27 protein-coding genes are annotated in these 26,650 nt (G+C 63.0%); 15 read left to right on the forward strand and 12 right to left on the reverse strand.

Annotated elements, in window-relative coordinates; genetic code table 11:
- Window positions 1-30: 30 nt before the first annotated feature.
- Genes L1Z78_RS26500 through L1Z78_RS26510 form a run of 3 tightly spaced genes read left to right on the forward strand, consistent with a single transcriptional unit; the run spans window position 31 to window position 2,353 of the window.
- Entirely contained in the window at window positions 31-705 is a 675-nt protein-coding gene (locus L1Z78_RS26500) for a 3-oxoacid CoA-transferase subunit A (RefSeq protein ID WP_234639303.1), read from the forward strand.
- Window positions 702-1,358, forward strand: coding sequence for a 3-oxoacid CoA-transferase subunit B (locus L1Z78_RS26505; protein ID WP_234639304.1), 657 nt, complete (start codon window positions 702-704; stop codon window positions 1,356-1,358). Before L1Z78_RS26500 ends, L1Z78_RS26505 begins: the two co-directional genes overlap by 4 nt.
- A 2-nt stretch (window positions 1,359-1,360) precedes the next feature.
- On the forward strand, window positions 1,361-2,353 hold the full coding sequence (locus L1Z78_RS26510) for a Bug family tripartite tricarboxylate transporter substrate binding protein (protein ID WP_234639305.1): 993 nt from the start codon (window positions 1,361-1,363) through the stop codon (window positions 2,351-2,353).
- 73 nt (window positions 2,354-2,426) lie between these two features.
- Here L1Z78_RS26510 and L1Z78_RS26515 read toward each other — a convergent pair whose 3' ends face one another.
- The gene (locus L1Z78_RS26515) at window positions 2,427-3,374 is read right to left on the reverse strand and encodes an N-formylglutamate amidohydrolase (RefSeq protein ID WP_234639306.1); all 948 of its coding nucleotides are present in this window, start codon (window positions 3,372-3,374) and stop codon (window positions 2,427-2,429) included.
- A gap of 180 nt (window positions 3,375-3,554) precedes the next feature.
- Window positions 3,555-4,523: a Bug family tripartite tricarboxylate transporter substrate binding protein gene (locus L1Z78_RS26520; RefSeq protein ID WP_234639307.1), complete on the reverse strand. Its 969-nt coding sequence runs from the start codon at window positions 4,521-4,523 to the stop codon at window positions 3,555-3,557.
- A 109-nt stretch (window positions 4,524-4,632) separates the two neighbouring features.
- Here L1Z78_RS26520 and L1Z78_RS26525 point away from each other — a divergent pair, with 109 nt between their 5' ends.
- Window positions 4,633-5,628, forward strand: a complete 996-nt coding sequence (locus L1Z78_RS26525; protein WP_234639308.1) for a LysR substrate-binding domain-containing protein — start codon at window positions 4,633-4,635, stop codon at window positions 5,626-5,628.
- On the opposite strand, the gene L1Z78_RS26530 is transcribed toward L1Z78_RS26525, so the two are convergent.
- The 3 genes from L1Z78_RS26530 to L1Z78_RS26540 form a co-directional block, all read right to left on the reverse strand.
- Window positions 5,600-7,051 carry a sensor histidine kinase gene (locus tag L1Z78_RS26530; RefSeq protein WP_234639309.1) on the reverse strand — a complete coding sequence of 484 codons (1,452 nt, stop codon included), beginning with the start codon at window positions 7,049-7,051 and terminating at the stop codon, window positions 5,600-5,602. The two genes, L1Z78_RS26525 and L1Z78_RS26530, sit on opposite strands and share 29 nt — an antisense overlap.
- Window positions 7,052-7,136: 85 nt before the next feature.
- Complete coding sequence (locus L1Z78_RS26535) at window positions 7,137-7,811, reverse strand: response regulator transcription factor (protein ID WP_234639310.1); 675 nt, start codon at window positions 7,809-7,811, stop codon at window positions 7,137-7,139.
- A 99-nt stretch (window positions 7,812-7,910) separates the two neighbouring features.
- Entirely contained in the window at window positions 7,911-8,411 is a 501-nt protein-coding gene (locus L1Z78_RS26540; RefSeq protein WP_234639311.1) for a MarR family winged helix-turn-helix transcriptional regulator, read from the reverse strand.
- A gap of 147 nt (window positions 8,412-8,558) precedes the next feature.
- Between L1Z78_RS26540 and recA the strand changes: the two genes are divergently transcribed.
- Window positions 8,559-9,659 carry a recombinase RecA gene (gene recA / locus L1Z78_RS26545; protein WP_234639312.1) on the forward strand — a complete coding sequence of 367 codons (1,101 nt, stop codon included), beginning with the start codon at window positions 8,559-8,561 and terminating at the stop codon, window positions 9,657-9,659.
- 111 nt (window positions 9,660-9,770) lie between these two features.
- Window positions 9,771-10,232, forward strand: coding sequence for a recombination regulator RecX (recX, locus tag L1Z78_RS26550; protein WP_234639313.1), 462 nt, complete (start codon window positions 9,771-9,773; stop codon window positions 10,230-10,232).
- A 7-nt stretch (window positions 10,233-10,239) separates the two neighbouring features.
- Here the strand turns inward: recX and yddG are convergent, their stop codons facing one another.
- Genes yddG through argC form a run of 3 tightly spaced genes read right to left on the reverse strand, consistent with a single transcriptional unit; the run spans window position 10,240 to window position 13,987 of the window.
- A complete protein-coding gene (gene yddG / locus L1Z78_RS26555; protein WP_234639314.1) occupies window positions 10,240-11,160 on the reverse strand; it encodes an aromatic amino acid DMT transporter YddG in 921 nt (306 codons plus the stop codon).
- A 20-nt stretch (window positions 11,161-11,180) separates the two neighbouring features.
- Window positions 11,181-13,058, reverse strand: coding sequence for a hypothetical protein (locus L1Z78_RS26560; RefSeq protein WP_234639315.1), 1,878 nt, complete (start codon window positions 13,056-13,058; stop codon window positions 11,181-11,183).
- Entirely contained in the window at window positions 13,055-13,987 is a 933-nt protein-coding gene (gene argC / locus L1Z78_RS26565) for an N-acetyl-gamma-glutamyl-phosphate reductase (protein WP_234639316.1), read from the reverse strand. Before argC ends, L1Z78_RS26560 begins: the two co-directional genes overlap by 4 nt.
- Window positions 13,988-14,421: 434 nt before the next feature.
- Between argC and sucC the strand changes: the two genes are divergently transcribed.
- From sucC to L1Z78_RS26600, 7 genes are all read left to right on the forward strand, one after another.
- A complete protein-coding gene (sucC, locus tag L1Z78_RS26570; protein WP_234639317.1) occupies window positions 14,422-15,582 on the forward strand; it encodes an ADP-forming succinate--CoA ligase subunit beta in 1,161 nt (386 codons plus the stop codon).
- 20 nt (window positions 15,583-15,602) lie between these two features.
- The gene (gene sucD, locus L1Z78_RS26575) at window positions 15,603-16,496 is read left to right on the forward strand and encodes a succinate--CoA ligase subunit alpha (RefSeq protein ID WP_234639318.1); all 894 of its coding nucleotides are present in this window, start codon (window positions 15,603-15,605) and stop codon (window positions 16,494-16,496) included.
- A gap of 167 nt (window positions 16,497-16,663) precedes the next feature.
- A complete protein-coding gene (locus tag L1Z78_RS26580) occupies window positions 16,664-17,356 on the forward strand; it encodes a TerC family protein (protein ID WP_234639319.1) in 693 nt (230 codons plus the stop codon).
- Window positions 17,357-17,636: 280 nt separating this feature from the next.
- Entirely contained in the window at window positions 17,637-18,419 is a 783-nt protein-coding gene (locus tag L1Z78_RS26585; RefSeq protein WP_234639320.1) for a PP2C family protein-serine/threonine phosphatase, read from the forward strand.
- Between the two features lie 244 nt (window positions 18,420-18,663).
- On the forward strand, window positions 18,664-19,377 hold the full coding sequence (locus tag L1Z78_RS26590; protein WP_234639321.1) for an FHA domain-containing protein: 714 nt from the start codon (window positions 18,664-18,666) through the stop codon (window positions 19,375-19,377).
- A gap of 214 nt (window positions 19,378-19,591) precedes the next feature.
- Window positions 19,592-20,116: a pilin gene (locus L1Z78_RS26595; protein ID WP_234639322.1), complete on the forward strand. Its 525-nt coding sequence runs from the start codon at window positions 19,592-19,594 to the stop codon at window positions 20,114-20,116.
- Window positions 20,117-20,166: 50 nt separating this feature from the next.
- A complete protein-coding gene (locus L1Z78_RS26600) occupies window positions 20,167-21,990 on the forward strand; it encodes a tetratricopeptide repeat protein (protein ID WP_234639323.1) in 1,824 nt (607 codons plus the stop codon).
- A 293-nt stretch (window positions 21,991-22,283) separates the two neighbouring features.
- On the opposite strand, the gene L1Z78_RS26605 is transcribed toward L1Z78_RS26600, so the two are convergent.
- From L1Z78_RS26605 to L1Z78_RS26615, 3 genes are read right to left on the reverse strand one after another with little or no spacing between them, the layout of a single operon-like run.
- Complete coding sequence (locus L1Z78_RS26605) at window positions 22,284-23,039, reverse strand: SDR family NAD(P)-dependent oxidoreductase (RefSeq protein WP_234639324.1); 756 nt, start codon at window positions 23,037-23,039, stop codon at window positions 22,284-22,286.
- Window position 23,040: 1 nt separating this feature from the next.
- Window positions 23,041-24,348 (reverse strand): FAD-binding oxidoreductase, encoded by a 1,308-nt coding sequence (locus tag L1Z78_RS26610; RefSeq protein ID WP_234639325.1) that lies wholly within the window; start codon window positions 24,346-24,348, stop codon window positions 23,041-23,043.
- On the reverse strand, window positions 24,345-24,758 hold the full coding sequence (locus L1Z78_RS26615; RefSeq protein WP_234639326.1) for a GtrA family protein: 414 nt from the start codon (window positions 24,756-24,758) through the stop codon (window positions 24,345-24,347). The genes L1Z78_RS26610 and L1Z78_RS26615 overlap by 4 nt, the downstream gene beginning before the upstream one ends.
- Here L1Z78_RS26615 and L1Z78_RS26620 point away from each other — a divergent pair.
- Together L1Z78_RS26620 and L1Z78_RS26625 are read left to right on the forward strand one after the other, a co-directional pair.
- On the forward strand, window positions 24,757-25,674 hold the full coding sequence (locus L1Z78_RS26620; RefSeq protein ID WP_234639327.1) for a decaprenyl-phosphate phosphoribosyltransferase: 918 nt from the start codon (window positions 24,757-24,759) through the stop codon (window positions 25,672-25,674). The genes L1Z78_RS26615 and L1Z78_RS26620 overlap by 2 nt on opposite strands.
- A complete protein-coding gene (locus tag L1Z78_RS26625; RefSeq protein ID WP_234639328.1) occupies window positions 25,671-26,087 on the forward strand; it encodes a divergent PAP2 family protein in 417 nt (138 codons plus the stop codon). The genes L1Z78_RS26620 and L1Z78_RS26625 overlap by 4 nt, the downstream gene beginning before the upstream one ends.
- Window positions 26,088-26,116: 29 nt before the next feature.
- Here L1Z78_RS26625 and moaC read toward each other — a convergent pair whose 3' ends face one another.
- Complete coding sequence (moaC, locus tag L1Z78_RS26630; protein ID WP_234639329.1) at window positions 26,117-26,590, reverse strand: cyclic pyranopterin monophosphate synthase MoaC; 474 nt, start codon at window positions 26,588-26,590, stop codon at window positions 26,117-26,119.
- Window positions 26,591-26,650 lie beyond the last annotated feature (60 nt).

Raw genomic sequence — 26,650 nt, forward strand, 5'->3', positions numbered from 1 at the left:
CAGCATGTTGTGCACTAGCAGGATTCCGACATGATCAACAAAATCGCATACAGCCTGGCCGATGCGCTGGATGGCATCCAGGACGGCGCCACCATCATGATCTCGGGCTTCGGGGGCGCCGGCCTGCCGTTCGAGCTGGTCGATGCCCTGGTCGAGCGCGGCACGCGCGACCTGACCATCGTGAGCAACAACGCCGGCAGCCAGGGCAAGGGCATCAGCCGCCTGGTGCTGGCAGGACAGGTCCGCAAGGTGATCTGCTCGTTTCCGCGCCAGCCGGGCTCCAGCGCCTTTGACGACCTCTACCGCCAGGGGCGCCTGGCGCTGGAGCTGGTGCCCCAGGGCACGCTGGCCGAGCGCATCCGCGCCGCGGGCGCCGGCATCGCGGGCTTCTACACCCCGACGGGCGTGGGCACGGAACTGGCCGAAGGCAAGGAATGCCGGCGCATCGGCGACAAGGAGTACCTGCTCGAATATCCGCTGCATGCGGACTTCGCCCTGATCAAGGCCGAGGTGGCCGACCGCTGGGGCAACCTGACCTACCGCCGCTCGGGCCGCAACTTCGGCCCGCTGATGGCCACGGCGGCGCGCTGCACCATCGCCCAGGTCTCGCGCATCGTGGCGCTGGGCGGCATCGATCCCGAAGCCGTGGTCACGCCCGGCATCTACGTGCGGCGCGTGGTCCGCACCCCAGGAGGTCCATCATGAACAGCTCTTGCCGCTACACGCCGCGCACCGTGGACGAGATCGCCCGGCGCATCGTGCAGGACATCCCCGACGGTGCCTATGTGAACCTGGGCATAGGCCAGCCCATGGTCATCGCCAACCATCTGCCGGTCGACCGCGAGATCATCATCCAGAGCGAGAACGGCATCCTGGGCATGGGCCCGCTGGCCGTGGGCGACGAGGTGGACAGCGAACTGGTGAACGCGGGCAAGCAGAATGTGACACTGCTGCCGGGCGGCTCCATCTTCCACCACGGCGACTCCTTCACCATGATCCGTGGCGGACACCTGGACATCTGCGTGCTGGGGGCCTTCCAGGTCTCGGCGCGCGGCGACCTGGCCAACTGGCGCACGCCGGACTCCGATGCCATCCCCGCCGTGGGCGGTGCCATGGACCTGGCCCAGGGCGCGAAACAGGTGTTCGTGATGATGGAGCACCGCACGCGGCAGGGCCAGTCCAAGCTGGTGGAGCGCTGCAGCTATCCGCTGACCGGCGCCGGCGTGGTGGACCGCATCTACACCGACCTGGCCACGCTGGCCGTGGTGCCGCTGGGCCTGCGCGTGGTGGACCGCGTGCCGGGCCTGTCGCATGCCGAACTGGAAGACCTTTCCCAATTGCAACTGATGGAGGCCTGAGCATGTTCCCTCGCCTGTCCCCCCGGCGCCTGGCACGCGCCCTGCTGGCGGCCCTGGCCGCCGGCACGCTGGCCGCTTCGTGGAGCGCGCACGCCAGCGACTATCCCGGCCGGCCCGTCAAGATCGTCGTGGGCTTCACGCCCGGCGGCAGCGGAGATGCCGTGGCGCGCATCCTGGCCCAGTCCTTCGGCCAGATCCTGGGCCAGTCCTTCGTGGTCGAGAACCGGCCCGGAGCCAACGGCAACCTGGCCACGGATGTCGTGCGCCGCTCCGAGCCCGATGGCTACACGCTGTTCTACACCTCGATAGGACACGCCACCAACCCGCTGCTGTACAAGGAGGCTCGCTACGACCCGGTCCGTGACTTCACGCCCATAGGCCAGGTGCTGAGCGCGCCCAACGTGCTGGTGGTGCCCGCCAGCTCGCCATTCAAGACCGTGCAGGAGCTGGTCGCCTATGCGCAGGCCCACCCCGGCCAATTGAACTTCGCCTCGTCGGGCGTGGGCGCCTCGGTGCACCTGTCGGGCGAGATGTTCAAGTACTACGCCAAGGTGGACATGGTCCACGTGCCCTACAAGGGATCGGGCAGCCTCATGCCCGACCTGCTGTCGGGCACGGTGTCCCTGGCCTTTCCCAACCTGCCCACCGCCATGCCGCTGGTACGGCGCGGACAGTTGCGCGCCCTGGGCGTGACCACGCGCACGCGCTCGGCCGCCGCGCCCGACATCGCGACCATCGCCGAATCCGGCGTGCCGGCCTATGACATGTCCACCTGGTACGGCCTGGTCGCACCGGCCCAGCTGCCGGCCGACATACAGAAAAAGCTCAGCGAGGCGCTGATCAGGACGCTGAACGACCCCGAGGTGCGCAACAAGCTCGTGGCCCAGGGCATGGACCCCCGGCCCAGCACGCCCGAGGAGTTCGCCCGCTTCATCGCCGATGAGTCCCAGCGCTGGTCCGGCCTGCTCAAGAGCCTGAACCTCGCCGCCAACTGAGCACGCCACCGGGAAAAAAGGCCCGCCGATCCCAGGACCGGCGGGCCTTTTTTCGCCTCCACCCGGACGCGGTTCAGAGGCTGCGCGGATCGGTGGTCATCAATTGTTCGACCAGCACCTTCAGGTCCGTCGTCAGGCGCAGGTAGCCGGCCTGGTCCAGCGCCAGGGTCTGCTCGTCCATGTAGAGCTTGCGGTTGATCTCGATCTGGATACTGTGGCGGTGCTCGGCGGGCTTGCCGTAGCGACGCACCAGCTCCACGCCCTTGTAGGGGTGGTTGTAGTCCACGCTGTAGCCGCGCTCGCGCAGGAAGGCGCAGATGCGCTCGGACAGCGCGGGGCTGGCCGTGCTGCCGTCGCGGTCGCCGATGACGAAGTCCGCATGCACCAGCCCCGGATGCAGCGTGGCATGGCTGGCGGCCACGGAGGGCATGGAATGGCAGTTGATGTGGATGCTGTAGCCATGGCGCGCATGGGCCGCGTCGATGGCCCGCTCGACGGCCGCGTGGTAGGGCTTCCAGCAGCGCTCGATGCGCCGCAGCAATTCATCGGCGGGCAGCAGGCGGTCATAGATGGGAACGCCCTCGTCGGTGAACTTCCAGATCAGGCCCTTGCCCAGGCGCACCTTCTGCAGAACGACCGGGTCCGTGGTCACGGGCAGGGGCCAATCACCCTCGATCATGCTGGTGTCGATCTCGGTGGTGTCGCGGTTGGCGTCCAGGTAGATGCGCGGGAAATGCGCCTCCACCCAGCCCACGCCCAGGCCGGGCGCGAAGGCGTAGATCTTCTCCACATGGGTGTCCTCGGCCTGGCGCAGCGTGGCCAGCGGCAGGCAGGAGCCGAAGTCCGCCGGATACACCGTGCCGCTGTGTGGCGAGTCCAGCACCACGGCGCTGGTGCCGGCCACGCTGGTCACCATGGGCTGCGCGGCATCGGCCGCACCTGGGCCGGCCGCACCGGAGCCTGCCGCACCGGGCAGGGATTGCAGGAAGTTCTGACTGATCAGTCGCAGGACGGGATGCATGAGGAATGGGTCTGTCTCGTTTACGCATTGCGCCGCAGCGCTGCGGGCGCCCCTCCATGCAACCGGCGCGCCCCAGGCCAGGGTCGCCGAGCAAGGGCCGCCCCGCAGCGAGGGCGTCGTCCCCCTCCCTCGCGTAGCGAGCAGAGAGGGGGAAGGCGCATCAGCGCCTCAGGGGGAACTTCAATCCAGCTGGATCTGGGCGGTGGCGGCCACCTTCTTCATCTTGGCCACTTCGCTGGCGATCTGCTTGGTGAAGGCTTCGCTGCTGGTGCCGGAGATGTACAGGCCCTGGGCCGCCATGCGCTTTTGCACGGCCGGGTCCTTGAGCGCGGCGACGATGGCCTTCTGCACGCGCGCGACCTGCTCGGGCGGGGTGCTCTTGGGAGCCACGAGGCCGAACCAGGAGGGATCGTTCAGGTCGGCGTGGCCGGCTTCGGCATAGGTCTGCACCTCGGGCAGCACGTCCAGGCGCTCGTGCCAGGACACGGCCAGGGCCTTGACCTTGCCACCCTTGATGTGGGGCAGCGAGGAAGCCACCTGGTCGAAGTACACGGGCACCTGGCCGCCGAGCACGTCGTTGATGGCCGGGCCCGCACCACGGTAGGGAATGTGCTGCATCTCGGTGCCCGTGCTCTTCATGAACTGGGCGCCCCACATGTGGCCGATGGTGCCGTTGCCGGGCGTGGCGAAGCTGACCTTGCCGGGGTTGGCCTTGAGGTATTTCACGAACTCGGCGAAGTTGTTGACCGGCACGAGCTTGGGGTTGATCACGATCACGCCGGGCGCCTTGACGATCTCGGTCACGCCGACGAAGTCGTTGATGGCGTCGTAGGGCAGCTTCTTGAACACGGCGGGGTTCACGCCGTGGGTGGACAGCGTGGCGATGCCGAAGGTCACGCCGTCGGTGGCGCGAGCCACTTCGGCCATGCCGATGGAGCCGCCCGCGCCGGCCTTGTTCTCGATCACCACGGCCTGGCCGCCCAGCAGCTTGGGCAGCACGTCCTGCATGTTGCGCGGGACCATGTCGGTGGAGCCACCGGCGGGGAACGGGACAACGATGCGCAGGGGGCGCGAGGTTTCCTGGGCAAAGGACATTCCAGGAACGACAGAAGAAGCGGCGATGGAAGCGAGGAAATGGCGTCGTTGCATACGGTCTTTCTTACAAACAAGTTCAGATTAAAAGAAATCTGCCCACAAAAAAAGCAAATACTGTGCCTGTTAATATTCCGAACAGGAATACTTTCATCATATCCCTGTCATGAGTTTGCGCCGCCTCAACCCGCCCATACATCTGCTGCGCGCTTTCTCCACCGTGGTGCGCTTCGGGGGCGTCTCGCGCGCGGCCGAGGCCTTGCACCTGACGCAAAGCGCAGTCAGCAAGCAGATCCAGGAGCTGGAGAAGTGGGTGGGCGTGGCGCTGTTCGAACGCGAGCGCAAGCGGCTGAGCCTGACGCCCGCGGGCGAGCGCTATGAACGCGCAGTGCGCGCCCTGCTGGGCCAGCTGGAGGCCGCCACCCTCGAACTCATCACCAGCGACGACAGCCGAGGCGCGCTGCACCTGTCGTCCCTGCCGACCTTCGCGGCCAAGTGGCTGATCCCCAGGCTGCCCCAGTTCCAGCAGCGCTATCCACAGATCACGCTGCACTTTGTACCCTACGTACACAGCTACCAATTTGACAGTCCCGGGCTGGACTGCGCCATCCTGTTCGGGGACGGGCATTGGAGCGGCGCCCACGCCCACTATCTGGTGGGACGCCAGGTGGCGCTGATCGCGCCGCCGCGCGGCGCGGGGCCGGAGGCACGCATCACCACCCCCCAGGACGTGGCGCGCTGCACGCGGCTGCGCCATGTGACCATTCCCGACGCATGGGCGCGCTGGAGCGAGGCCCACGGCATCCACGGCATCAGTCCGTTCGCGGGCCCGCAGTTCGACCAGTTCCAGACCATCATCCGCGCCGTCATGGCCGGCATGGGCATCGCCCTGGTGCCGCGCTGCCTGGTGGAGGACGAGATCGCGGCCGGCCTGGTGCACGAGCCCCTGCCCCAGCACGGCTACCAGAGCGCCCTGGGCTACTGGCTGTGCTATCCGGCCGACCGCGCCAACCACGGCACGCTGGGCATCTTCCGCAACTGGCTGGTGGACCACGCGGCGCAGACACCGGGCCGGGTGGCCGTCGCACCCGTGGCCCCCGGTGAATCAGCCCCCTCCGATCCGCCAGCGCCTCCTACCTCGGCGGCGCGCGCAGCGCCGTGAAGCGCACGCTGAACCGCGCGCCCGGCGGCTGCTGGCCGGGATGCGCATCCTCCAGCAGCACCTGGGCGCCATGCTGGCGCGCGATCTCCAGCACGATAGGCAGGCCCAGGCCCGAGCCGTCGGCCTCCGAGCCCAGGACCCGGTAGAACGGCTGGAACACCAGCTCGCGTTCGGCCTCGGCCACTCCCGGCCCCGAGTCCTCCACCTGCAGCAACAGGACCTGGCCGAAGGGGTCGGCCAGCACACGCACCGTGACCATGCCGGGTCTTTCGCTGCTGGAAGGCGTGTAGTTGATGGCGTTGTCCACGAGGTTGCGCACCAGCTCGGTCAGCAGCGTGGCATTGCCCTGCAGCCAGACGCCGGCCGCCGAGGCCTCGGCACCGTCGTAGCCCAGATCCACATGCTTGTCCATGGCACGCGGCAGGCAGTCACGCACCACGTCGGTGACGATGCGCACCAGGTTGCATGGCTGCATGGCCAGGCCACGGCCCACGCTCTCGGCACGGGCCAGCGCCAGCAGCTGGTTGACGGTGTGCGTGGCACGCATGCTGGAGCGCGCGATCTGCGCCAGTGACTGCCGCAACTCCTGCGTGCTCATGCCCTCGCGCTGCGCCAGTTCGGCCTGCATGCGCAATCCGGCCAGTGGCGTCTTGAGCTGGTGGGCCGCATCGGCCAGAAAACGCTTTTGCGTGGCCAGCGAATCGCCCAGCCGACCCAGCAGGTCATTGACCGAATCCACCAGCGGCACGACCTCCAGCGGCACGTCCTTGTGGTGGATGGGCGAAAGGTCCTCGGGCCGGCGCGCGCGGATGCGTTCCTCCAGCCGGTGCAACGGCTTGATGCCCCGCGCCAGCGCCAGCCACACCAGCAGCGCGGCCAGCGGCAGGATGACGAACTGCGGCAGCATCACGCCCTTGATGATTTCCGTGGCCAGCACACTGCGCTTTTCGCGCGTCTCGGCCACCTGGACCAGGGCCAGGGGCTCGCCGGGCAGCGGCATGCGCACCCAGACATGGGCCACGCGCAGGTCGATGCCGCGAAACTCCGCATCGCGCAGTTGCACCGCGCCCCCACCGGCCGGCGTATCGGACTCGGGAGGCTGGGGCAGTTCGCGCTCGCCGGCCAGGTATTCGCCCTTGACGCCCAGCACCTGGAAATACACGGTGTCCGACTCGTCGGCACGCAGGATCTCGCTGGCCGACTGCGGCAGGTTGAACAGCACCTTGCCCTGCTGCACCATCACCAGCTGTGCCAGCGCCTGGGCGTTGTACTCCAGCGCCCGGTCGAACGGCTTGTTGGCCAGCCCCTGGGCCACCAGCCAGGTCAGCGCCAGGCTCACGGGCCACAGCAGCAGCAGCGGCGTGAGCATCCAGTCGAGGATCTCGCCGAACAGGGAGCGCTGTTCACGCTGGAAGATTTTCATCGGCGAGCGGCCCTCCCGGCAGGTTCACGGCCCTGCGGCAGCCGCCACTATGCGCAGGCAAGCCGACCCGGGGCTGACAGCCCCCTCAGGCGGCGATCTTCTCAAGGCAGTAGCCCAGGCCGCGCACCGTGGCGATGCGGATGGGGCCGCGCTCGATCTTCTTGCGCAGCCGGTGGATGTAGACCTCGATGGCATTGTTGCTGACCTCATCGCCCCATTCGCACAGACGCTCGACCAGCTGGTCCTTGCTGACCAGGCGGCCCGCGCGCTGCAGCAGCACTTCGAGCAGGCCCAGCTCGCGCGCCGACAGCTCGACCATCTTGCCGTCGATGGTGGCCACGCGGCCCGCCTGGTCATAGACCAGCGGCCCGTGCTTGATGGTGCTGCTGGCCCCGCCCATGCCGCGCCGCGTCAGTGCGCGCACGCGCGCCTCCAGTTCGGACAGGGCGAACGGCTTGGCCATGTAGTCGTCCGCACCATAGTCCAATCCCTGGACGCGCTCCTCCACGCTGTCGGCCGCCGTGAGGATCAGCACCGGCAGTGCGTCGCCGCGCCCGCGCAGCTTCTTGAGCACTTCCAGGCCATGCATCTTGGGCAGGCCCAGGTCCAGGATGAGCAGGTCGAACTCGCTGCTGGTCATCAACGCGGTATCGGCCTCGCTGCCATTCGATACATGGCTGACCACGGCGCCCGAGCCGCGCAGGCTGCGCAGCAGGCCATCGGCCAGGACCTGGTCGTCTTCGGCAATCAGAATGCGCATGGGGATGTCTCCTGAAATACAGGCGCGCTCTGGGAGTTGGAAATGCGCGCCTTTGATCCCCGGGATTCTAGGATGCGTCGTCCGGCGCCGGCAGCGACCTTACCCGAGTGAGCCGCCACCCGCGTAGGCCTCCAGCCCCAGCGCCACCACGGTGGCGATGTCCTCGCCCACCTCTTCGCGGAATTCGGCCTCGGCCTGGGCCACGGCGTCATGGAAGGCCTGCAGCCAGGCCAGTCCCGCCGGGGTGAAGCGGATACGGCGCACGCGGGCATCCCGTTCGTCACTTTCGCGTGTGACCAGGCCCCAGGCCTCGCACTGCGCGACCAGATCGGCCATGGACTGCTTGGCCATGCCCGCGCGCTCGGCCAGATCGGTGAGGCGATCGCCCGCCAGCGACAGGTGGCGCGTGATGTGGATATGGGCCGCGCCCACCTTGTCGCGCGCCGCGAGATTGGACAGCGCCAGCGGCACTTCCACATCGCGCGCCATCAGTTGCAGCACGCGGGCATCGAAACGCCGCATGGCGTGCCCCAGCAGGCGGCCCAGGTGGGTCAGGCGCCAGGCATCGGCCGGTGGTGTGACAGGGGACAGTTCGCTCATGGGCGCATTGTGGGATGAATTCCAACAAGTCAGGCAAACTGACCAAATTTATTGAAAAAGCAAAGCAACAAGCCCATAAACTACTGTTCAAGCATCCAGCCTGAATGCAAATACAGAGCTGATCCCATACCTAACCCAGGAGTCCGCATGAACACCGCCGTCACCACCGCCAACAGTGAAAAAGCCAAGGCCCTGCAGGCCGCGCTCGCACAGATCGAAAAGCAGTTCGGCAAGGGCACCATCATGCGCCTGGGCGAAGGCGAGGCCATCGAGGACATCCAGGTCGTCTCCACCGGCTCGCTGGGCCTGGACATCGCCCTGGGCGTCGGCGGCCTGCCGCGCGGCCGCGTGGTCGAGATCTACGGCCCTGAATCCTCGGGCAAGACCACGCTGACCCTGCAGGTCATCGCGGAAATGCAAAAGCAGGGCGGCACCTGCGCCTTCATCGACGCCGAACACGCGCTGGACACCGGTTATGCCCAGAAGCTCGGCGTGAACCTGAGCGAAGTGCTGATCAGTCAGCCCGACACCGGCGAGCAGGCCCTGGAGATCGTGGACAGCCTGGTGCGCTCGGGCGCCGTGGACCTGATCGTCGTGGACTCGGTGGCGGCCCTCACGCCCAAGGCAGAAATCGAAGGCGAGATGGGCGACCAGCTGCCCGGCCTGCAGGCCCGCCTGATGAGCCAGGCCCTGCGCAAGCTGACCAGCACCATCAAGAAGACCAACTGCATGGTCATCTTCATCAACCAGATCCGCATGAAGATCGGCGTGATGTTCGGCAGCCCCGAGACCACCACGGGCGGCAATGCGCTGAAGTTCTACGCCTCGGTGCGCCTGGACATCCGCCGCACGGGCACCATCAAGAAGGGCGACGAGGCCATCGGCAACGAGACCAAGGTCAAGGTCGTCAAGAACAAGGTCTCGCCCCCGTTCAAGACCGCCGAGTTCGACATCCTGTTCGGCGAGGGCATCTCGCGCGAAGGCGAAATCCTGGACATGGGCGTCAACGCCAAGATCCTCGACAAGTCGGGCGCCTGGTATGCCTACAACGGCGAGAAGATCGGCCAGGGCCGCGACAATGCCCGCGAGTTCCTGCGCGAGAACCGCGATCTGGCCGTGGAGATCGAGAACAAGGTACGTGACAGCCTGGGCATCGCCCTGCTGCCCACGGCCGGCGGCGAAGCTGCGGCCAAGCCCCCCAAGGCTGGCAAGGCCAAGGCCGACAAGGACGGCGTGATCGAGGCCTGAGCCCGGCCCCCGACGCAGGAGCCACGGCGCCTGCACAGACTGGTTAGCCATCTTGGCGCAGGTGCGAGCCTGCGCCTTTTTTATTCAGGATGATTCAGGAGAAGATGCGGCATGGGATTCGCCAAGCTGTCGCTCAAGGGCCGCGCGCTGAAGCTGCTGGCCCAGCGTGAGCATTCACGGCTGGAGCTCGAACGCAAGCTCGCCGCCCATGTGCAGGAAGGCGAGGACCTGGGCGCCATGCTCGATGCGCTGGAGCAGCGCGGCTTCATCAGCGCCGAGCGCGTGGCCGAATCCGTGTTGCACAGCAAGGCCGCGCGCTTCGGCACGGCACGCCTGGCACAGGAGCTGCGCAGCAAGGGGCTGGATGATGCACTGGTACGCGCCGCCACGGAGCAATTGCGCGCCACCGAGCTGCAGCGCGCCCTCGCCGTCTGGCGCCAACGCTTCGGCACTGCGCCTGCCACACCGCAGGAGCGGCTCAAGCAGATGCGCTTCCTGGCATCGCGCGGCTTTGGTGGCGAGATCGCCAGCAAGGTGGTGCGCGGCCGCGCCGAGGATGGGGATTTGGAGTGATCAGGCCCTAACCCACGCGTCGCGTGGCCGCCCAGCACACCAGCGAGCCCAGCGTCACCAGCGCCACGCCCTGCCAGAAGCCCCAGCCCGGCCGCACCTGCAGCCAGGCGCTGGCCAGCAGGGCGGAGAACACCGGCGTGAAGTACGAAGCCGCGGCCATCACGGCCAGGTGCCCATGCTGTATTCCATGCTCCCAGCAGCTGTAGCCCATGGCCGTGAGGCCGCCCACGACCAGCAGTTGCAGCACGACCGTGGCCGACCAGTGCATGCCGCCCTCGCCGCCCAGCCACAGCCATTGGATCCACAGCGCCAGCGCGGTCCAGACCAGGAACAGGCCCACCGCGTTGTGGCCACCACCCCAGCGCCTGGCCAGCAACGAATAGCAAGGCCACAGCAGGGCCGCACCGAAAGCCAGTCCATAGGCCAGCGGATTGGCCCGCATGTGGCCGGCCATGTCCTGCCAATGCAGGGAATCGCCGCCCAGCACGCGCGTCAATCCCCACAGGCACAGCAGCACGCCGGGCCACAGCCACCAGCGTGCGCTCTGCTGGCGCAGCAGCACGGCCAGCACGATGGTCAGGCTGGGCCACAGGTAGTTGATCAGTCCCAGCTCCAGCGCCTGGGACCGGTCCTGCGCCAGCCCTATGGCCAGCGACAGGCAGATCTCATAGACCGCGAACAGCAGCCCGCAGCCCCAGAGATAGACAGGATGCATGGCGCGCCACCGCGCGGGCCCTGGCAAGCCCCGCACGGCAGCCACGCAGATGGCGCTGACCGTGTAGAGCATGGCGGCCCCACCCACGGCGCCCAGCGGCTCGGCCACCGAGCGCATCAGGCCCACGGTGCAGCTCCAGCACACCACGGCCAGCAGGCCGATGGCCGTGGCCCGGCCGGCCGACGCTGGGGAGTGGCTCTGCACGGATGCCATGGGAACGCTGCGCGGGGCGGTCAGTGCGGCGCCAGCACCTGGCGCAGCGAGCGGTACAGCCTGTCCGAACCATGCGCAGGGTTGTCCGCGTCGAACGAGAACTCGTTGCTTGACTGCGTGCCTGCCGCCCCTTCGGGCCGGGCCTCCATGAAGAAGGACAGGAAACGCGCGCCCTGGCGGCGGTGCATGGCCAGCACCTTCTCCAACCGCTGCGGCGACAGGGCCACCAGCGGATGGAATTCCGTCACGCCATAGGCCGTATGCCCGTACCGGCGCAGCATCTGGCCCACCAGCGGGCCATAGGTGTCCTCGCCATACAGGCTCACGCCCAGGGCCAGCCCGGGCATGCGCTGCAGGCTGCGCTCCACGGCATAGCGGTTGGCGTCCCAACTGGGGTTGGCATGGGGATTGAGCTGGTGAGCGAAGCGCGGGATGCGACCCAGGCAGCCGTGGCCGATGTGGTCGGAGAAGGCCTGGATGTAGTCGGCCACCTGCTGCGCGCGAAAGTCGTTCCAGTCGGTGGCCAGCGGGTTGTGGAACAGGGCCAGCCGGTCCTGCGGACTGTCCACCCAGAACTCCAGGCCTGAAGGCAAGGGGCCAAAGTCGGGCAAGGCCTCGGCGGCATGGGGCCTGGGCTCGCTCTGGCTGCGGTCCATCACGGCGATCTGGCGGGTGGCCAGCAGGCCCAGGCTGCGCCCGCCCGCCTGCAGGACCACATCGATGCGGTGCAGGCCTTCGCCCAGCGCCGGGTAGCGGATATCGGCGCGCCAGCCCACGTCGGGCGTGAGGAATCCAGGCTTGGCCTGCGCCACATCCTGGCGATGCATGTGCACGGGGGCATGCGCGTAGGGCCTGCCGTCCACGAAGACCGCTACCGCCAGTCGCCTTTGCAGACGTGCATCGGGCACATGGACCCAGCCGGACACGGGCACGGTGCCGGCCGCATAGCTGTCGATGTGCTGGAAGTAGTTCCGCAGCGGCTCGGTGCGGATGTTGCGCGAGGGCGGCTCGACCGCGTCGAAGCTGGGAAACTCCGACTTCAGGTGGGCATTGAGACGCGCGACGTCGCCATAGCGCCTGCGCAGGAAATCATGGAAGCCCGCCACGGATGCGGGGCTGTAGTCGCTGACGGCATAGCCCTCGGCCGCGAAGCCCATGCCGGCCTCGAAGCCCGGGAACAGCTGGTGCGTCTCGCCCAGCACGGTGATGGCACGCAGCGGACGCATGGCGGCGTCGCCCGCGGCGCACATGCGCTCGGCCAGGGCATCGACGACGAGCTGGCGCACGCGCGTGACCTCGTTGTCCTTTCGGGCGACCGACCAGGGGAAGATGCGGGCGCCCAGATAGGTGTCCAGGGGCAGCGGGCCCTTGGGCGTCCAGGCCAGGTTGGCGGGATCGGCGGCCAGGCGCTCCTCGGCCTGGGAGTGGACCTCGAAGTGCGTGGCGAACAGATACAGCACCACGGGCCGCTGCGCCTGCGCCACCGTGCGCACCACGCGGTCCAGCGCCTCGCCGCGCACCTCCCAGCCCTGTCCGTTCCATCGCACGTAGCGCAGCAGCGGCACGCTGAGCGTATAGCCCAGCTCCAGCCCGTCGCCTTGCGGTCGGCCCAGTCGCCGCAGTGTGGCGTCCACCATGCCGGCGGCCGAGCCTTTCGGCCCCAGGCAACCGGCCGGCACCTGCTGGAACTCCTTCGGGAAATCCGCCCGCACGCCGTCCTGTACCAGGCAGGCCTCCATATTGCCCAGCAGCGGGCTCAGCAGCAGGCGCGACGAGGACGGCAACGCCGGCCGCAGCTGCCACACGAACAGCGCGACCAGCAGGCACAGCACGGCCAGGGCCAGGGCATGGCCCCAGACCGGGCCCTGCCGGCCCGGCGAGGACGGCGATGGGCTCACAGCCCCAGCATGATCTGCAGGTTCTGCACGGCGGCGCCGCTGGCGCCCTTGCCCAGGTTGTCCAAGCGCGCGATCAGCACGGCCTGACGGTACTGCTCATTGGCGAACACGCGCAGCTCCAGCTTGTTGGTGTCGGTCAGCGTGTCCGCGGCCAGCTTCAGGTCCTCGGTCGGGGGCAGCACCGACACCCACTGTGCAGGCGTGTTGGTCGCCGCGTAGTGGGCAGCCAGCGCGTCGTGCAGGTCGCTCGCCTTGGGCGCGCCCGGCAGCAGGTCCAGATGCAGCGGCAGCTGCACCAGCATGCCCTGGCGGAAATTGCCCACGGCGGGAATGAACACGGGGCGGCGCGTCAGGCCCGTGTACTGGAGGATCTCGGGGATGTGCTTGTGCGACAGGCCCAGCGCATAGGCCTCGTAGGGCGCCGCCGTGCCGGCCTCGTAGGCCTCGATCATGCTGCGGCCGCCACCCGAATAGCCCGACACCGAAGGCAGGCTCAGGCCATGGTCGGCCGGAATCAGGCCCGCAGCCACCAGCGGATGCAGCAGCGCGATCGCGCCGGTCGCGTAGCAGCCGGGATTGGACACGCGCCTGGCGGCGCGCACCGCCTCCAGCTGCCCCTTGCGCAGTTCGGGGAAGCCGTAGACCCAGTCCGGCGCCACGCGGTGGGCCGTGGAGGCGTCGATGATCTTGATCGTGCGGCCGGTCTCGGCCTCGATGGCGTCGACCATGGCCGCCGTCTCGCGGGCGGCGTCGTCGTGCAGGCACAGGATGACCAGGTCCACGCCGGCGATCAGTGCACGCTTGGCGGCAGGATCCTTTCGCAGCTCGGGGGCAATACTGACCAGCTCCACGCCGGGCAGATCGACCAGACGCTCACGGATCTGCAACCCTGTCGTGCCTGCCTCGCCATCGATAAAGACTTTTGCCATCGCTGTGTTTCTCCTGCTGCGCGGCCTTCTTGGGGCCGCTGCGGCACCATTGCCGCGTTCCAGTTGCGGATTCTCACCGAAACCGGGTTTCCCTGGGGGCGTTGTCGCAAAACGGCAGGCGCATGGGTGCGGGCCGCCCGCCACGCGGCTGTTACAAAACTACCGCGGAGCACCGCATGATTCCTCTATAAGACAAAAGAGCTGGGGCGCCAGGATGAAATGTCAGGAAGCCGTCTTTTCCTTGACATATCAAGGCATTGCACAGATTCCGGGAGGCTGCTTGGCCCGCGGGAAATTGTGGATTCTGCGCATGGGGGCGTGTCGGATGGCGCAGTGCAGCATGGTACATTCGGCGATTGCCAGGTCACTCCGCCTTGAGGCAGCACCCCAGGGCTACCGGGTCAATCCCCCCCTATTTGTTTGAGAGAGACATCATGAAGATTCATGAATACCAAGGCAAGGAAATCTTGCGTCAGTTTGGTGTGCCTGTACCTCGCGGTATCCCTGCGTTCACAGTGCAAGAGGCCGTGGAAGCGGCCCAGAAGCTCGGCGGCCCGGTGTGGGTCGTCAAGGCCCAGATCCACGCGGGTGGCCGCGGCAAGGGCGGCGGCGTGAAGGTCGCCAAGACCATCGACGACGTCAAGGCACTGGCCGGCCAGATCCTGGGCATGCAGCTGGTCACGCACCAGACCGGCCCCGAAGGCCAGAAGGTCCGCCGCCTGTACATCGAAGACGGCGCCGACATCCAGAAGGAATACTACCTGTCGTGCGTGACCGACCGCGCCACGCAGAAGGTGGCCTTCATCGCTTCCAGCGAAGGCGGCATGGACATCGAGGAAGTGGCCCACTCCACGCCCGAGAAAATCATCACCATCTTCGTCGACCCCCTGGTCGGCCTGACCCAGGCGCAAGGCGAAGAGCTGGCCAAGGGCATCGGCATGCCCGCCGACTCCACCGCCCAGTTCGTGGACATCTGCCAGAAGCTCTACAAGTGCTACATGGACACGGATGCCTCGCTGGTCGAGATCAACCCCCTGAACCGCGACAGCAAGGGCAACGTCATCGCCCTGGACGCCAAGTTCAACTTCGACTCCAACGCCCTGTTCCGCCTGCCCGAAATCGTGGCCCTGCGCGACCTGGACGAGGAAGATCCCGCTGAAGTGGAGGCCTCCAAGTTCGACCTGGCCTACATCTCCCTGGACGGCAACATCGGCTGCCTGGTCAACGGCGCAGGCCTGGCCATGGCCACCATGGACACCATCAAGCTGTTCGGCGGCGAGCCGGCCAACTTCCTGGACGTCGGCGGCGGCGCCACCCCCGAGAAGGTCACCGAAGCCTTCAAGATCATGCTCAAGAACCCCAAGGTCAAGGGCATCCTGGTCAACATCTTCGGCGGCATCATGAAGTGCGACACCATCGCCACCGGCGTGATCACCGCCTGCAAGGCCGTGAACCTGCAGGTGCCCCTGGTCGTGCGCATGAAGGGCACGAACGAAGAGCTGGGCAAGAAGATGCTGGCCGAATCCGGCCTGCCCATCATCAGCGCCGACACCATGGCTGAAGCAGCCACGAAGATCGTCGAAGCCGTCAAGTAAGCTGGCCCGGAGAACACACCATGTCTATCTACATCAACAAAGACACCAAGGTCATCACCCAAGGCATCACGGGCAAGACGGGCCAGTTCCACACTGAAAAGTGCATCGAGTACGCGAACGGCAAGAACTGCTTCGTGGCGGGCGTGAACCCCAAGAAGGCCGGCGAGAAGATCTTCGACGTGCCAATCTACGCCTCCGTCAAGGAAGCCGCGCAAGGCACGGGCGCCACGGTCTCCGTGATCTACGTCCCCCCCGCAGGTGCTGCCGCCGCGATCTGGGAAGCCGTGGAAGCCGACCTGGACCTGGCCATCTGCATCACCGAAGGCATTCCCGTCCGTGACATGCTGGAAGTGCGCAACAAGATGCGCGCCAAGGAAGCCGCCGGCGGCAAGCGTACCCTGCTGCTGGGCCCCAACTGCCCCGGCCTGATCACGCCCGACGAGATCAAGATCGGCATCATGCCCGGCCACATCCACAAGAAAGGCCGCGTCGGCGTGGTCAGCCGCTCCGGCACGCTGACCTATGAAGCCGTGGCACAGCTGACCGAACTGGGCATCGGCCAGTCGTCGGCCGTGGGCATCGGCGGCGACCCGATCAACGGCCTCAAGCACATCGACGTGATGAAGGCCTTCAATGACGATCCCGACACCGACGCCGTCATCATGATCGGCGAAATCGGCGGCCCCGACGAAGCCGAAGCCGCCCGCTGGTGCAAGGACAACATGAAGAAGCCCATCGTCGGCTTCATCGCTGGTGTCACCGCCCCTCCCGGCAAGCGCATGGGCCACGCCGGCGCGCTGATCTCCGGCGGCGCCGACACGGCCGACGCCAAGCTGGCCATCATGGAAGAGTGCGGTTTCACCATCACCCGCAATCCTTCCGAAATGGGCCGCCTGCTCAAGGGCCTGCTGTAAACGGCACGGGTTCTGCACCACCTCTGCGGGCGTGCCCGCAGCAGAAATTACGCAGAATTACGAATCGGTAAGGCGGCAAGTCCGCCCTACACTGTCAGCTCCAAAAAAAGAAAAAGCGCCAGCGGCCCACGCCCTGGCGCTTTTCGACTCATAACAGCGGAGAAATCATGGAATACCTGCAAAGCGCCGACTTCTGGATCGGCCTGTTGAAGATCGTCTGGATCAACATCATCCTGTCCGGCGACAACGCCGTCGTCATCGCCCTCGCAGCGCGCTCGCTGCCCCCCGCGCAGCAGAAGAAGGCCGTCATGTTCGGCTCCGGCGCCGCCGTGGTGCTGCGCATCATCCTGACCGTGGTCGCGGCCAAGCTGCTGGAGCTGTCCTTCCTGCAGATCGTGGGCGGCTGCCTGCTGCTGTGGATCGGCCTGCAACTGCTGACCGGCGAGGAAGAGGATGAGGGTGAATCCAAGGGCCAGGGCAGCATGATGACGGCCATTCGCACCATCCTGATCGCCGACCTGGTGATGAGCCTGGACAACGTGATCGCCGTGGCCGCCACCGCGCAAGGCAACATGGTCCTGCTGATCCTGGGCCTGGCCATCAGCATCCCGCTGGTGATCTTCGGCTCCACGCTGATGATCAAGCTCATGGAGCGCTTTCCCGTCATCGTCACGCTGGGCGCGGCCCTGATCGGCTGGGTCGGCGGGGAGACCATCGTCAACGACCGCCTGCTGCACGACTACGCCATCGGTCATCCCTGGCTGCACTATGCGGCCGCCGCAGCCGGCGCCGTGCTGGTCGTGGGCGTGGGCAAGCTCCTGCAGGCCCGCTCCAGCGCCCGGCACGCGGCCCAGGCCTGAAGAAGACAAGGTCGCCTCCACCGACTCGAACGCACTGCCTCGGCAGTGCGTTTTTGCTTGGTGCAGCCCTGCCTTGATGTGGCGTCAAGCCGACGCGCCGACGGCCGGCTCCCCTTGCACCCCTTTTTCATTTACGCTGTACGCCAACGCTCCTCCCAGGCCTTCGCACACCAGGGACTGATGGCGCCCATGCCGCGCCCCTTCCTCCGCCACCATGTTCAGCGCCCCCCAGACCCCGGAACAGCCCGCCCCCCAGGAAAGGCCGCCACGGCATTGCACCATGGTCGCGCGCACCGACGTGGGCCGGCGCCGCGACAACAACGAGGATGCCGTCAGCATCCAGCCGGATGCCCGCCCCTGGCCGATGGCGGTGCTAGCCGACGGCATGGGCGGCTACAACGCGGGGGAGGTCGCCAGCGCCATGGCCACCAGCCTGGTGCCCGCGGCGCTGCAGAGCATTGCCATCCATGCGCCCGCTGATGACGGCCCCCAGGCGCGCCAGGAGCTGCATCGCGCGCTGAACGATGCGTTGCACCTGGCCAATGCCGCCATCCTCAATGCCGCGCAGGAAACACCGGGCTGCCGGGGCATGGGCACCACCATCATCGCGGCCGCCCTGCTGCCCGGTCGACTGATGCTGGCCCACCTTGGTGACTCCCGGGCCTATGGCTGGCGCGACGGCCGACTGCTGCGCCTGACGCGCGACCACACCTGGCTGCAGGAGGAGATCGACGCCGGCCGCATCCAGGACCATGAAGCGCGCCAGTCGGGCCTGGGCCACCTGCTGACACATGCGATGGGCGTCACCGCGCAGATAGAGCCCGACTTCAACGAATGGCCGCTGCAGGTCGGCGACCGCGTCCTGCTGTGCTCCGACGGCCTGACCGACATGCTCGACGACGAGGCCATCGCACGGCTGTTTTCCCGCGCGGACCCGCTGCCCGTGCTGCTGACGGCCCTGATCACCGCGGCCAATGAGGCCGGCGGACATGACAACATCAGTGCCGTGCTGCTGGAGATGCAGGCCAGCTCGCCCGCAGCGCCCGGAACGACCATCGATTGATCGTGGCACGGCGACCAGCGGCGCCTTCCAGCCTACGGGCGATCTTGCAGCAGGCGCCGGCAGACATCCAATTGTCAAAAATTCTCACAACATCGACAATCAGACAAAGACTGTCCATAGTCTGTATCAAATACCATGAAGCAGCCCCATGCCCCATGGGCCGCAGCCATAATATTTGACTACATCCCAGCTCCGGACCGCCCAGTGCATGGCGCCTCCCGGGCAGAACAAAGGAGCTTTGAGCATGCCGACCCTGGTCATCTCCATCGACGGCGCCGTCATCAAGGAAGTGCAGCTGGCCAAGGAGCGCACCACGCTCGGGCGGCGCCCCTACAACGACATCGTGATCGACAACCTGGCCGTCAGTGGCGAGCACGCCGTGCTCAGCATCGTCGACGGCACCGTCATCATCGAGGACCTGCGCAGCACCAACGGCACCTACGTCAACGGCCAGCCCGTACTGCGCCAGGCACTGAACCACGGCGACCTGCTGGACATCGGCAAGTACAAGATCCGCTTCGTGCAGCAGCAGGCCAGCGCCTCCTCGCGGTCGGCCCTGGCCGCCATCGCCGCAGCCGTGGAAGCCACCCGCCCCGCGCCCCTGGCGGAGGCCGACCTGCCCTCGCAGTTCGGCACCGAGACGCCCTCGGGCTTCGACCACACCCTGCCGCCCTCCATGGCCGGCCTGGCCACGCGCCAGGCCGCCATCCGCATGCTCAACGGCAACGCCGCCGGCCGCGAAGTGCCGCTGGTCAAGGTCGTCACCACCCTGGGCAAGCCCGGCGTCGCCGTCGCCTCCATCACCCAGAAGCCCCATGGCTTCGTGCTGGCACAGCTGGAAGGCGACCCCTTGAGCCTCAAGCTCAACGGCCAGGAAATCGGCCGCCGCCCCACGCCGCTCCAGCATGGCGACACGATGGAGCTGGCCGGCACGCAGATGCAATTCCTGGTGGCCTGAAGGGCCTGCCGGCCAGCCTCGTCCGTGCATCTTTGGCAAGCGCAAGATCGTTGACAAAAATGTCACACAGATTTGGATCAATTTGTCAGAGAATGCGCGGCAACCGTGTAAGTTGCAACCAAACCATACATTGCAAGGATCTTCCGTCCTTCAGCGTAGCTGGCACGGCTCTTGCTCAATAGAGCGAGCAATCAACCCCTATGAGGAGAAGTTCATGAAGCGTTCCATCCAGCAAGGTTTCACCTTGATCGAACTGATGATCGTCGTGGCGATCATCGGCATTTTGGCAGCCGTGGCGCTGCCGGCTTACCAGGATTACACGGTGCGTTCCAAGGTCAGCGAGGCCGTGATCCAAGCCACTTCGCCCAAGTCGCTGATCAGTGAAGCCTTCCAGACTGACGGCTTCTCTGGCATGCAGGCCGCTGCCGCCACGTTCAATGCCAAGCCCACTAATGAAAAAGCGACCAAGTATGTCGCAGACATGACCGTTGACTCCGCAACTGGTCAAATCACGGTGACGCTTCAAAGTGGCACTTCTGCCGGCTTCCCCACTGACGTGCGTGGTAAGACCTTGATCTTTACGCCCAATGTGCAAAAAGTCGCTCTGGCTGACGGCAAGCAAGGTGCTATTGACTGGGCTTGCGGCTCGACCACTGCAACGACAGCCGGTACTCGAGGCCTGGGTGCAGCTGGAACGGGTACTTTGCCTGCAAAGTATGCACCTGCCGAGTGCCGCTAAGCATTAGCAACCAAATAGAAAAAAGCCCGCAGCAGCGGGCTTTTTTTATTATGCAGAAAATACATAAGTTCCTTGTCCCTGCAATCCTACTGATTGCCGCACTGATCTATTTCCCCCAGATACTCCATCTGGATTATGTATGGGATGACAATAATCTCTTCTTGAGCTCAGACGGCCTGCGGGATCCCTCAAGATGGCTTGAGGCAATTGTCAAGCCCATAATACCCGGTACCACTTATTTCAGGCCATTCGCCCTACTGACCTTTGCAATAGAATTCTGGATTTTTGGGGTGAATCCCAAGATATCCCACATCATCAATATTTCAATTCATACGGCAAATACAATATTTCTCTTGCTATTGATGAGAAAGGTCTTCTCAGTACTGGAGATCAAAAAGAATACGATCGCACCACTGATTGCAGCACTTATCTATCTTGCACACCCAGCATTGGTTGAGTCATCCATATGGGTTGCAGGCAGATTCGACCTGCTTGTCACATTTTTCTCAATTGCCTGCATTTATTTTTTTCTCAGTACAACAGGCATCTCCAGGATAGCCCTGGTTACGACCTCCTTTGCACTTGGCACATTTTCCAAGGAAATGATATTCACAATGCCAGCAATCATACTGGTAATTGATCATTTTCTTTTAAAAGAGCATGGAAAACTGAGAACATCACCCAATACAATCATCATTTGCGCACTAATGTGCGTATTCACTATTTTATACGCCATAATCAAATCAGCGTATATTCCAAATATCGTCCATGTAGATGACTCCCTCATAAAGAGTTATGACGGGGATGTTTTAAAGTACATCAGCTATATTGGCTGCACAATCATTTTCTACGTGAAGATGGCTGTATTTCCATTTTTCTCAATCAATCCATATCACAAATTACTTCCCAAGGAAATGGGAATCATCGAGATCTCAGCTGGAATGATCTCTTTGATTTTTTTCATAATTTTCTCGATCACATCCATAATAAAACAAAGCAAAAAATGCTGTTTTTTCGTATTATTTCTCATTTCACTCCTGCCTGTTCTGCACATCATCCCCCTCACAATTGCAGGCTCGATTGGCCAAGATAGATTTCTGACATTCCCGCTGGTCTTATTAATAATTGGCTGCACAGCGCTTTTGGCAGAATCCTCAACCCCTAAAGGCTTAGCAATCTCAATTGCCCTGCTTTATTTAGCCGGATCCATCATCATTACAAAAACGACAATTCCATTTTGGAAAGACAATCTTTCACTGTGGACCTGGGTTGACATAAAAAACGCCAAAGATCCTGCGGCAAAGGCATCTCTTGCATTTGCCATGCTGAAAAATGGGATGCCAGAAATGGCCATAAACAAGGCCGATGAAGCATATGCGCAGTCGGGAAACCAGGAGATTGATGAAGGGCTGCACCTCCGTCTCTCGGTCATCAAAGCCCAAGCCTACATCGACGCAGGCCAATACAATCAGGCGATAGCCATCTTGAACAAATACCTATTGGAAAACAATTATCAAGTTCTGAAAGATATAGAAGCCACAAGAGAAAACTACAGATCCGTCTATCACGCATTCTTCTCTGCCTTGGGCGAGGCAACTCTTCATCTAGGGCATTTCGAGGAGTCGAAGAAATATATTGATATAGCACTGAATTTTGACAAGAATGGCTTTTACGCCATCTATCTCAAATCACTTGCTACCTTCTCTTTGGGTGATGAGCCCGGATCAGAAATCCTCTTCAATGAAGCTCGCGACCGTTACCCACCCAGTTACAGAGCAACGCTTGAAAAAATGCGCAGTGACTATAAAAAAATGCTCTGCAGCAATGGTGAACTGAGCCATCTGAAGAAAGAATCCTGGCATTGCAAAGATTAATCTTTGCAAAAATACAGACGATACATCAGTCCATATCAAAAGTACAAAATGCCCGGCAGGCTCCACAGGTATTAGTCAGGGCTGGGCGGTACGATCAATGGTCGACGATGGGCGCTGGCAATCATGTGCGGCACTGATATCGCTTTAAAGTACCACCGCACGCCAGCCCCCTGACGGGGAATAGCACTACTTAGGGGTGGGCCACCAGCATAAGGTGCGGATACGAAAATTCCTATATCAATATATCCGTCTTGGTGACCTAGCCTGTGTGACCTCCCTGACTCCAAACAGAGTCATATATTTAGCTTCTTGAAGATCACATCCGGGATACGGACAATGATCCACATGATCACCCGCCATTTTCGAGGTGAGTAGATTATGGAATTTCCACGGTAGATACCGTCGACAATCTCCTTGGCCACATTCTCGACAGGAGCCAGCCGTGCGCCGCGATCCTTCATGCTCGCCGTCATGGGCGTATCCGTAGGCCCAGGCTTGACCAGAACGACCTTCAACGCCTTTCCGGCGAACCGGTGCCGCAAGCCCTGGGCATATCGATCAATCATGCCTTTCGCGGCTCCATAGACATAGTTGGACCGCCGCCCCCGATCTCCTGCGACAGAACCAATCAATGCAATGGTTCCGTGATTCTGTTTCTCCATTTGCTTTGCAAAGGCCTCTGCAAACAGGACAGGCGAAAGGCCATTGGTCTCCAGCGCAGATCTGCAAATATCCAAATACTCCTGGCATTCGGACTGCACAGGCAAGGATCCATGGGCGATCAATAATATATCGACGCGCCTCTGATCGGCAACCTGCTGCGCAAGCCCGCCGATTTCAGAAACATCCATGAAATCCGCAAGTATCTTCACACTGATATTGCAGCCAGGATTCCTCACCCTGAGATCATCTGCCACCACGCCAATCCGTTCCTCGTCCCGCCCCACAAGGACAAGATCGACAGCAGCCTCCCTCAGCCACAGCCGTGCACAGTGCTGTGCAATCAGTGATGTGGCGCCCACAATCACGATTTTTTTTCTGATCGACAATTCAACCTCCCATCAACCTCTGTGAGAGCCCGGAACTTATTCCAGGATCTCTATATTTCAAGAACTCCCCCAGGCGGGGATATCCTGATTCGAACAAGTCTCGAGGCACACGTGCGTCTTTGGCCAGATAGATGGCTCCTCCAGCTTCTCGCACGATGGCATCCAGCCGCTGGAACAATTCAGAGGTGCGCCGACCCCTGTCAGGAAAATCCAGTGCAAGAGTCACTCCTTCGCGGGGAAAACTGAGCATGCCAACCGATTTTCTCCGACCAAACGTCTTCAACACCGCCAAAAAAGATCCGCTTTCATCCTTGGCGATTTCATTGAGCATGGCCTTTACCGCATCATGAGCTACATCTCGCGGAATCACGCTCTGATACTGATAGAATCCTTTGGGCCCATATATTCTATTCCACTCCAACAAATTATCCAGTGGATACAAGAATGGAACATAATGAATCAGACTTCTGCCGGCTCTTTTCTTATTCAAAAAATAGTAGGCATTATTGAATAATTTGAGTGAAAATCCGTTCACCATGGAAAATGGAGGCGTCACCGGAACCTGTATCTGACGGCCTTGATGTGGATGGCGCTTCTGCAAATTTTCTTCAGCAAAATTACCTCTGACAAATATGCCACGCCCTTGCGTGCCAGAAAGACAATCAATCCATGAAACCGTGTTCTCCCAGTCACTCTCCGACCCATCGGAAATCAGTAAAAACTCATCCAGACTAGCATAAGGCACTGTCTCCGCATTGATCCATGGACCAGATATCCTTCGAAGCTGAATTTCAACCCTCGCAATCACCCCGGTCAATCCCAAGCCACCCACCGTTGCCTCAAACCACGGAGAACGCTCATGCGGTCCGCAGTGTATGACTTCCCCATTCGTGCGGAACAAAGTGAGGCCTAGGACGTGATCCCCAAAGCTCCCATGAGCATGATGATTTTTTCCATGCACATCATTTGCGATCGCCCCCCCGACAGTCACCATTTGAGTTCCTGGGCTGACCGCCAACATCCAACCACAAGGGACCACGAGGTTTTGTATATCGCGCAAGAGAACGCCGGCCTCGCATGTCAGCCGACCATTTTCCCTGTCAAAGGCAATGAAATGATCGAGCTTCAATGTACTCCATAGCGTTCTTCCAGGATTCAGACAGACATCCCCGTAGCTACGCCCCATACCATGAGCCAGCCCTGGATGCAGGCTGTTGAGCAGAACGTCTCCCACGCCAGCTGCATTTTGCAGTTCCACAACATGATGAGGAAGTGCACTCAGGCGTCCCCAGGAAGATACCGCCCTCATTTTATCTCCTGGGAAAAAACAAAATGCTTGTCCAGATGGTACTTGGACAGATACCCTATGGCCAGACCAATACACCCGCCAAGATAACGCATCCCCTTGCTTTCAAAATAATATTGAAAACCCAGCTCAAAACCCCAGAATATCATGGTTGTCATCCCCCCCATTACCGTATAGAGCATGAAAACCCGGGCGTCGTGCACTGCACTTCTCGGCTTGAAATTGAAGATATAACGCTTATCAAGCGAATATTTGACAAAAAGCCCCACCCCCGTTCCCAGGATGATCGATATCAACACGTGAAATGCGCCGCTGTAGATTCGAACCACAAGATCCTGAGCAAAGATGTTTGCCAAGGCGGCTACTAGTGCGAAAATGCCGTAGTTAAGCGTCAGTTTGGTTGAAGAACGCATGATTCACATACCGGCATTCAAAATGGTCCATGATACCGTAGCACCCACCTCATCTCAGACCCAACTGCTGGGCTTGTTGCGGCTGATGAGGCCCAAGCAGTGGATCAAGAACAGCTTCGTGCTCGCACCGCTGGTCTTCACAGGGCAATTCCTGGAACTGACGGCTATCATGCATGCTGTGCTGGCAACAGCGATGTTTTGCGTGGCATCTTCCGCCACCTACATCATCAACGACATACACGACATCGAGCGTGATCGTCTGCACCCGACCAAGTCCAGAACGCGCCCGCTGGCTGCCGGTATCGTGTCGGTGCGAGCAGCCCTGATGCTGCTAGGCGTCCTTTATGTCGCACTCGTCTGCGGTCTGGTCGTTGCACCGAAGATCGGCGCCGTCATTGCGGCATACCTGGTGCTCAACCTCGCTTACACCTTCGCGCTCAAGCATCAGCCGGTGGTGGACATCTTCACCATCGCCATAGGCTTCGTACTGAGGGTGTATGCCGGGGCCATGGCACTTGACGTACCCGTATCGTCATGGATGTTTATCACGACCTTGTGCCTTGCCCTGTATCTGGCGGCCGTCAAGCGGCGGCAGGAGCTGAGCCTCAGTGGAAGCAAGGGCCGGAAGGTGCTGGAAAAATATTCGGTCGCCCTCGTCGATCGGTACGCAGAAATGTCGGCCACCGGTGCGCTCTTGTTCTACAGCATGTTCGTCATGTCGGAGAAGTCCGAACTGGTCATCACCATCCCGCTCGTGCTGTTCGGACTATTCCGCTACTGGTTCGTTGTGGAGGCGCTGGATGGCGGCGAGTCGCCTACGGATGCATTGCTGGTTGACTGGCAACTGCTGGCGACCGTCATTCTGTGGGTTGTTGTTTGCGGCTGGGCGCTCTGGCCCACGGTCAGGCTGCCATGAGCTATTCCTATGCCGTCACCCCGCTTCTTGCCTGGCTAGTCGCTGGGGCTGCAAAGTTCCTGATCAACAGCCTCAACACTCGGCGCTTCGCGTTCGACCTGATTGGCTACGGAGGGCTGCCGAGCAACCACAGCGCCATCGTGTGCAGCATGGCCACGTTGATCGCCCTGAAGGAGGGCCTTGACCACCCGGCGTTCGGTGTGGCCATCACCCTGGCGTTCATCGTAATGCTTGATGCCAACAGCCTGCGCCGCCAGATTGGCAAACAGGCCAAGGCCATCAATGAGCTTGCGGCTGCAAGGCCGCACCAAGATCGCCTGCGTGAGCGCATGGGCCACACGCGTGCAGAAATTGCAGCGGGCGCATTGACGGGTTTTATCGTCGCGATTTCCGTGGAACGTCTTCTGGGTTGAAAACCGGCAGGCTTGTCCACAAGACACTACTACGCTTTGAAACTCCCCGACTTCCCCCCCCGCTTCTCCACCACCCTCACCCCCTCCATCACCATGCCCTTGTCCACCGCCTTGCACATGTCATAGACCGTGAGCAGGGCAACCTGGACCGCCGTCAACGCCTCCATCTCCACGCCCGTGGGGCCCACCGTTTCCACGGTGGCCATGCAGCGCACGGCCGAGGCATCGGGCAGCAGTTCGAAGTCCACGGCCACGCGCGTCAGCGCCAGCGGATGGCACAGCGGGATCAGGTCGCTGGTCTTCTTGGCCGCCATGATGCCGGCGATGCGGGCAATGCCCAGCACGTCGCCTTTCTTGGCCGTGCCGCCCTGGATGATGGCCAGGGTGGCGGGCTGCATGGCGATGCGGCCTTCGGCGACGGCGACGCGGTGGGTGGCGGGCTTGGCGGCTACATCGACCATGTGGGCCTGGCCCTGGGCGTCGAAATGGGTGAGGGAAGACATGGAAACTCCTGGGAATGCATTGGCCGGCCAGGCGGGTTCAGGCACCTTGCGCCAGCCCCG

The sequence above is a fragment of the Delftia tsuruhatensis genome (assembly GCF_903815225.1).
Lineage (GTDB): Bacteria > Pseudomonadota > Gammaproteobacteria > Burkholderiales > Burkholderiaceae_C > Comamonas > Comamonas tsuruhatensis_A.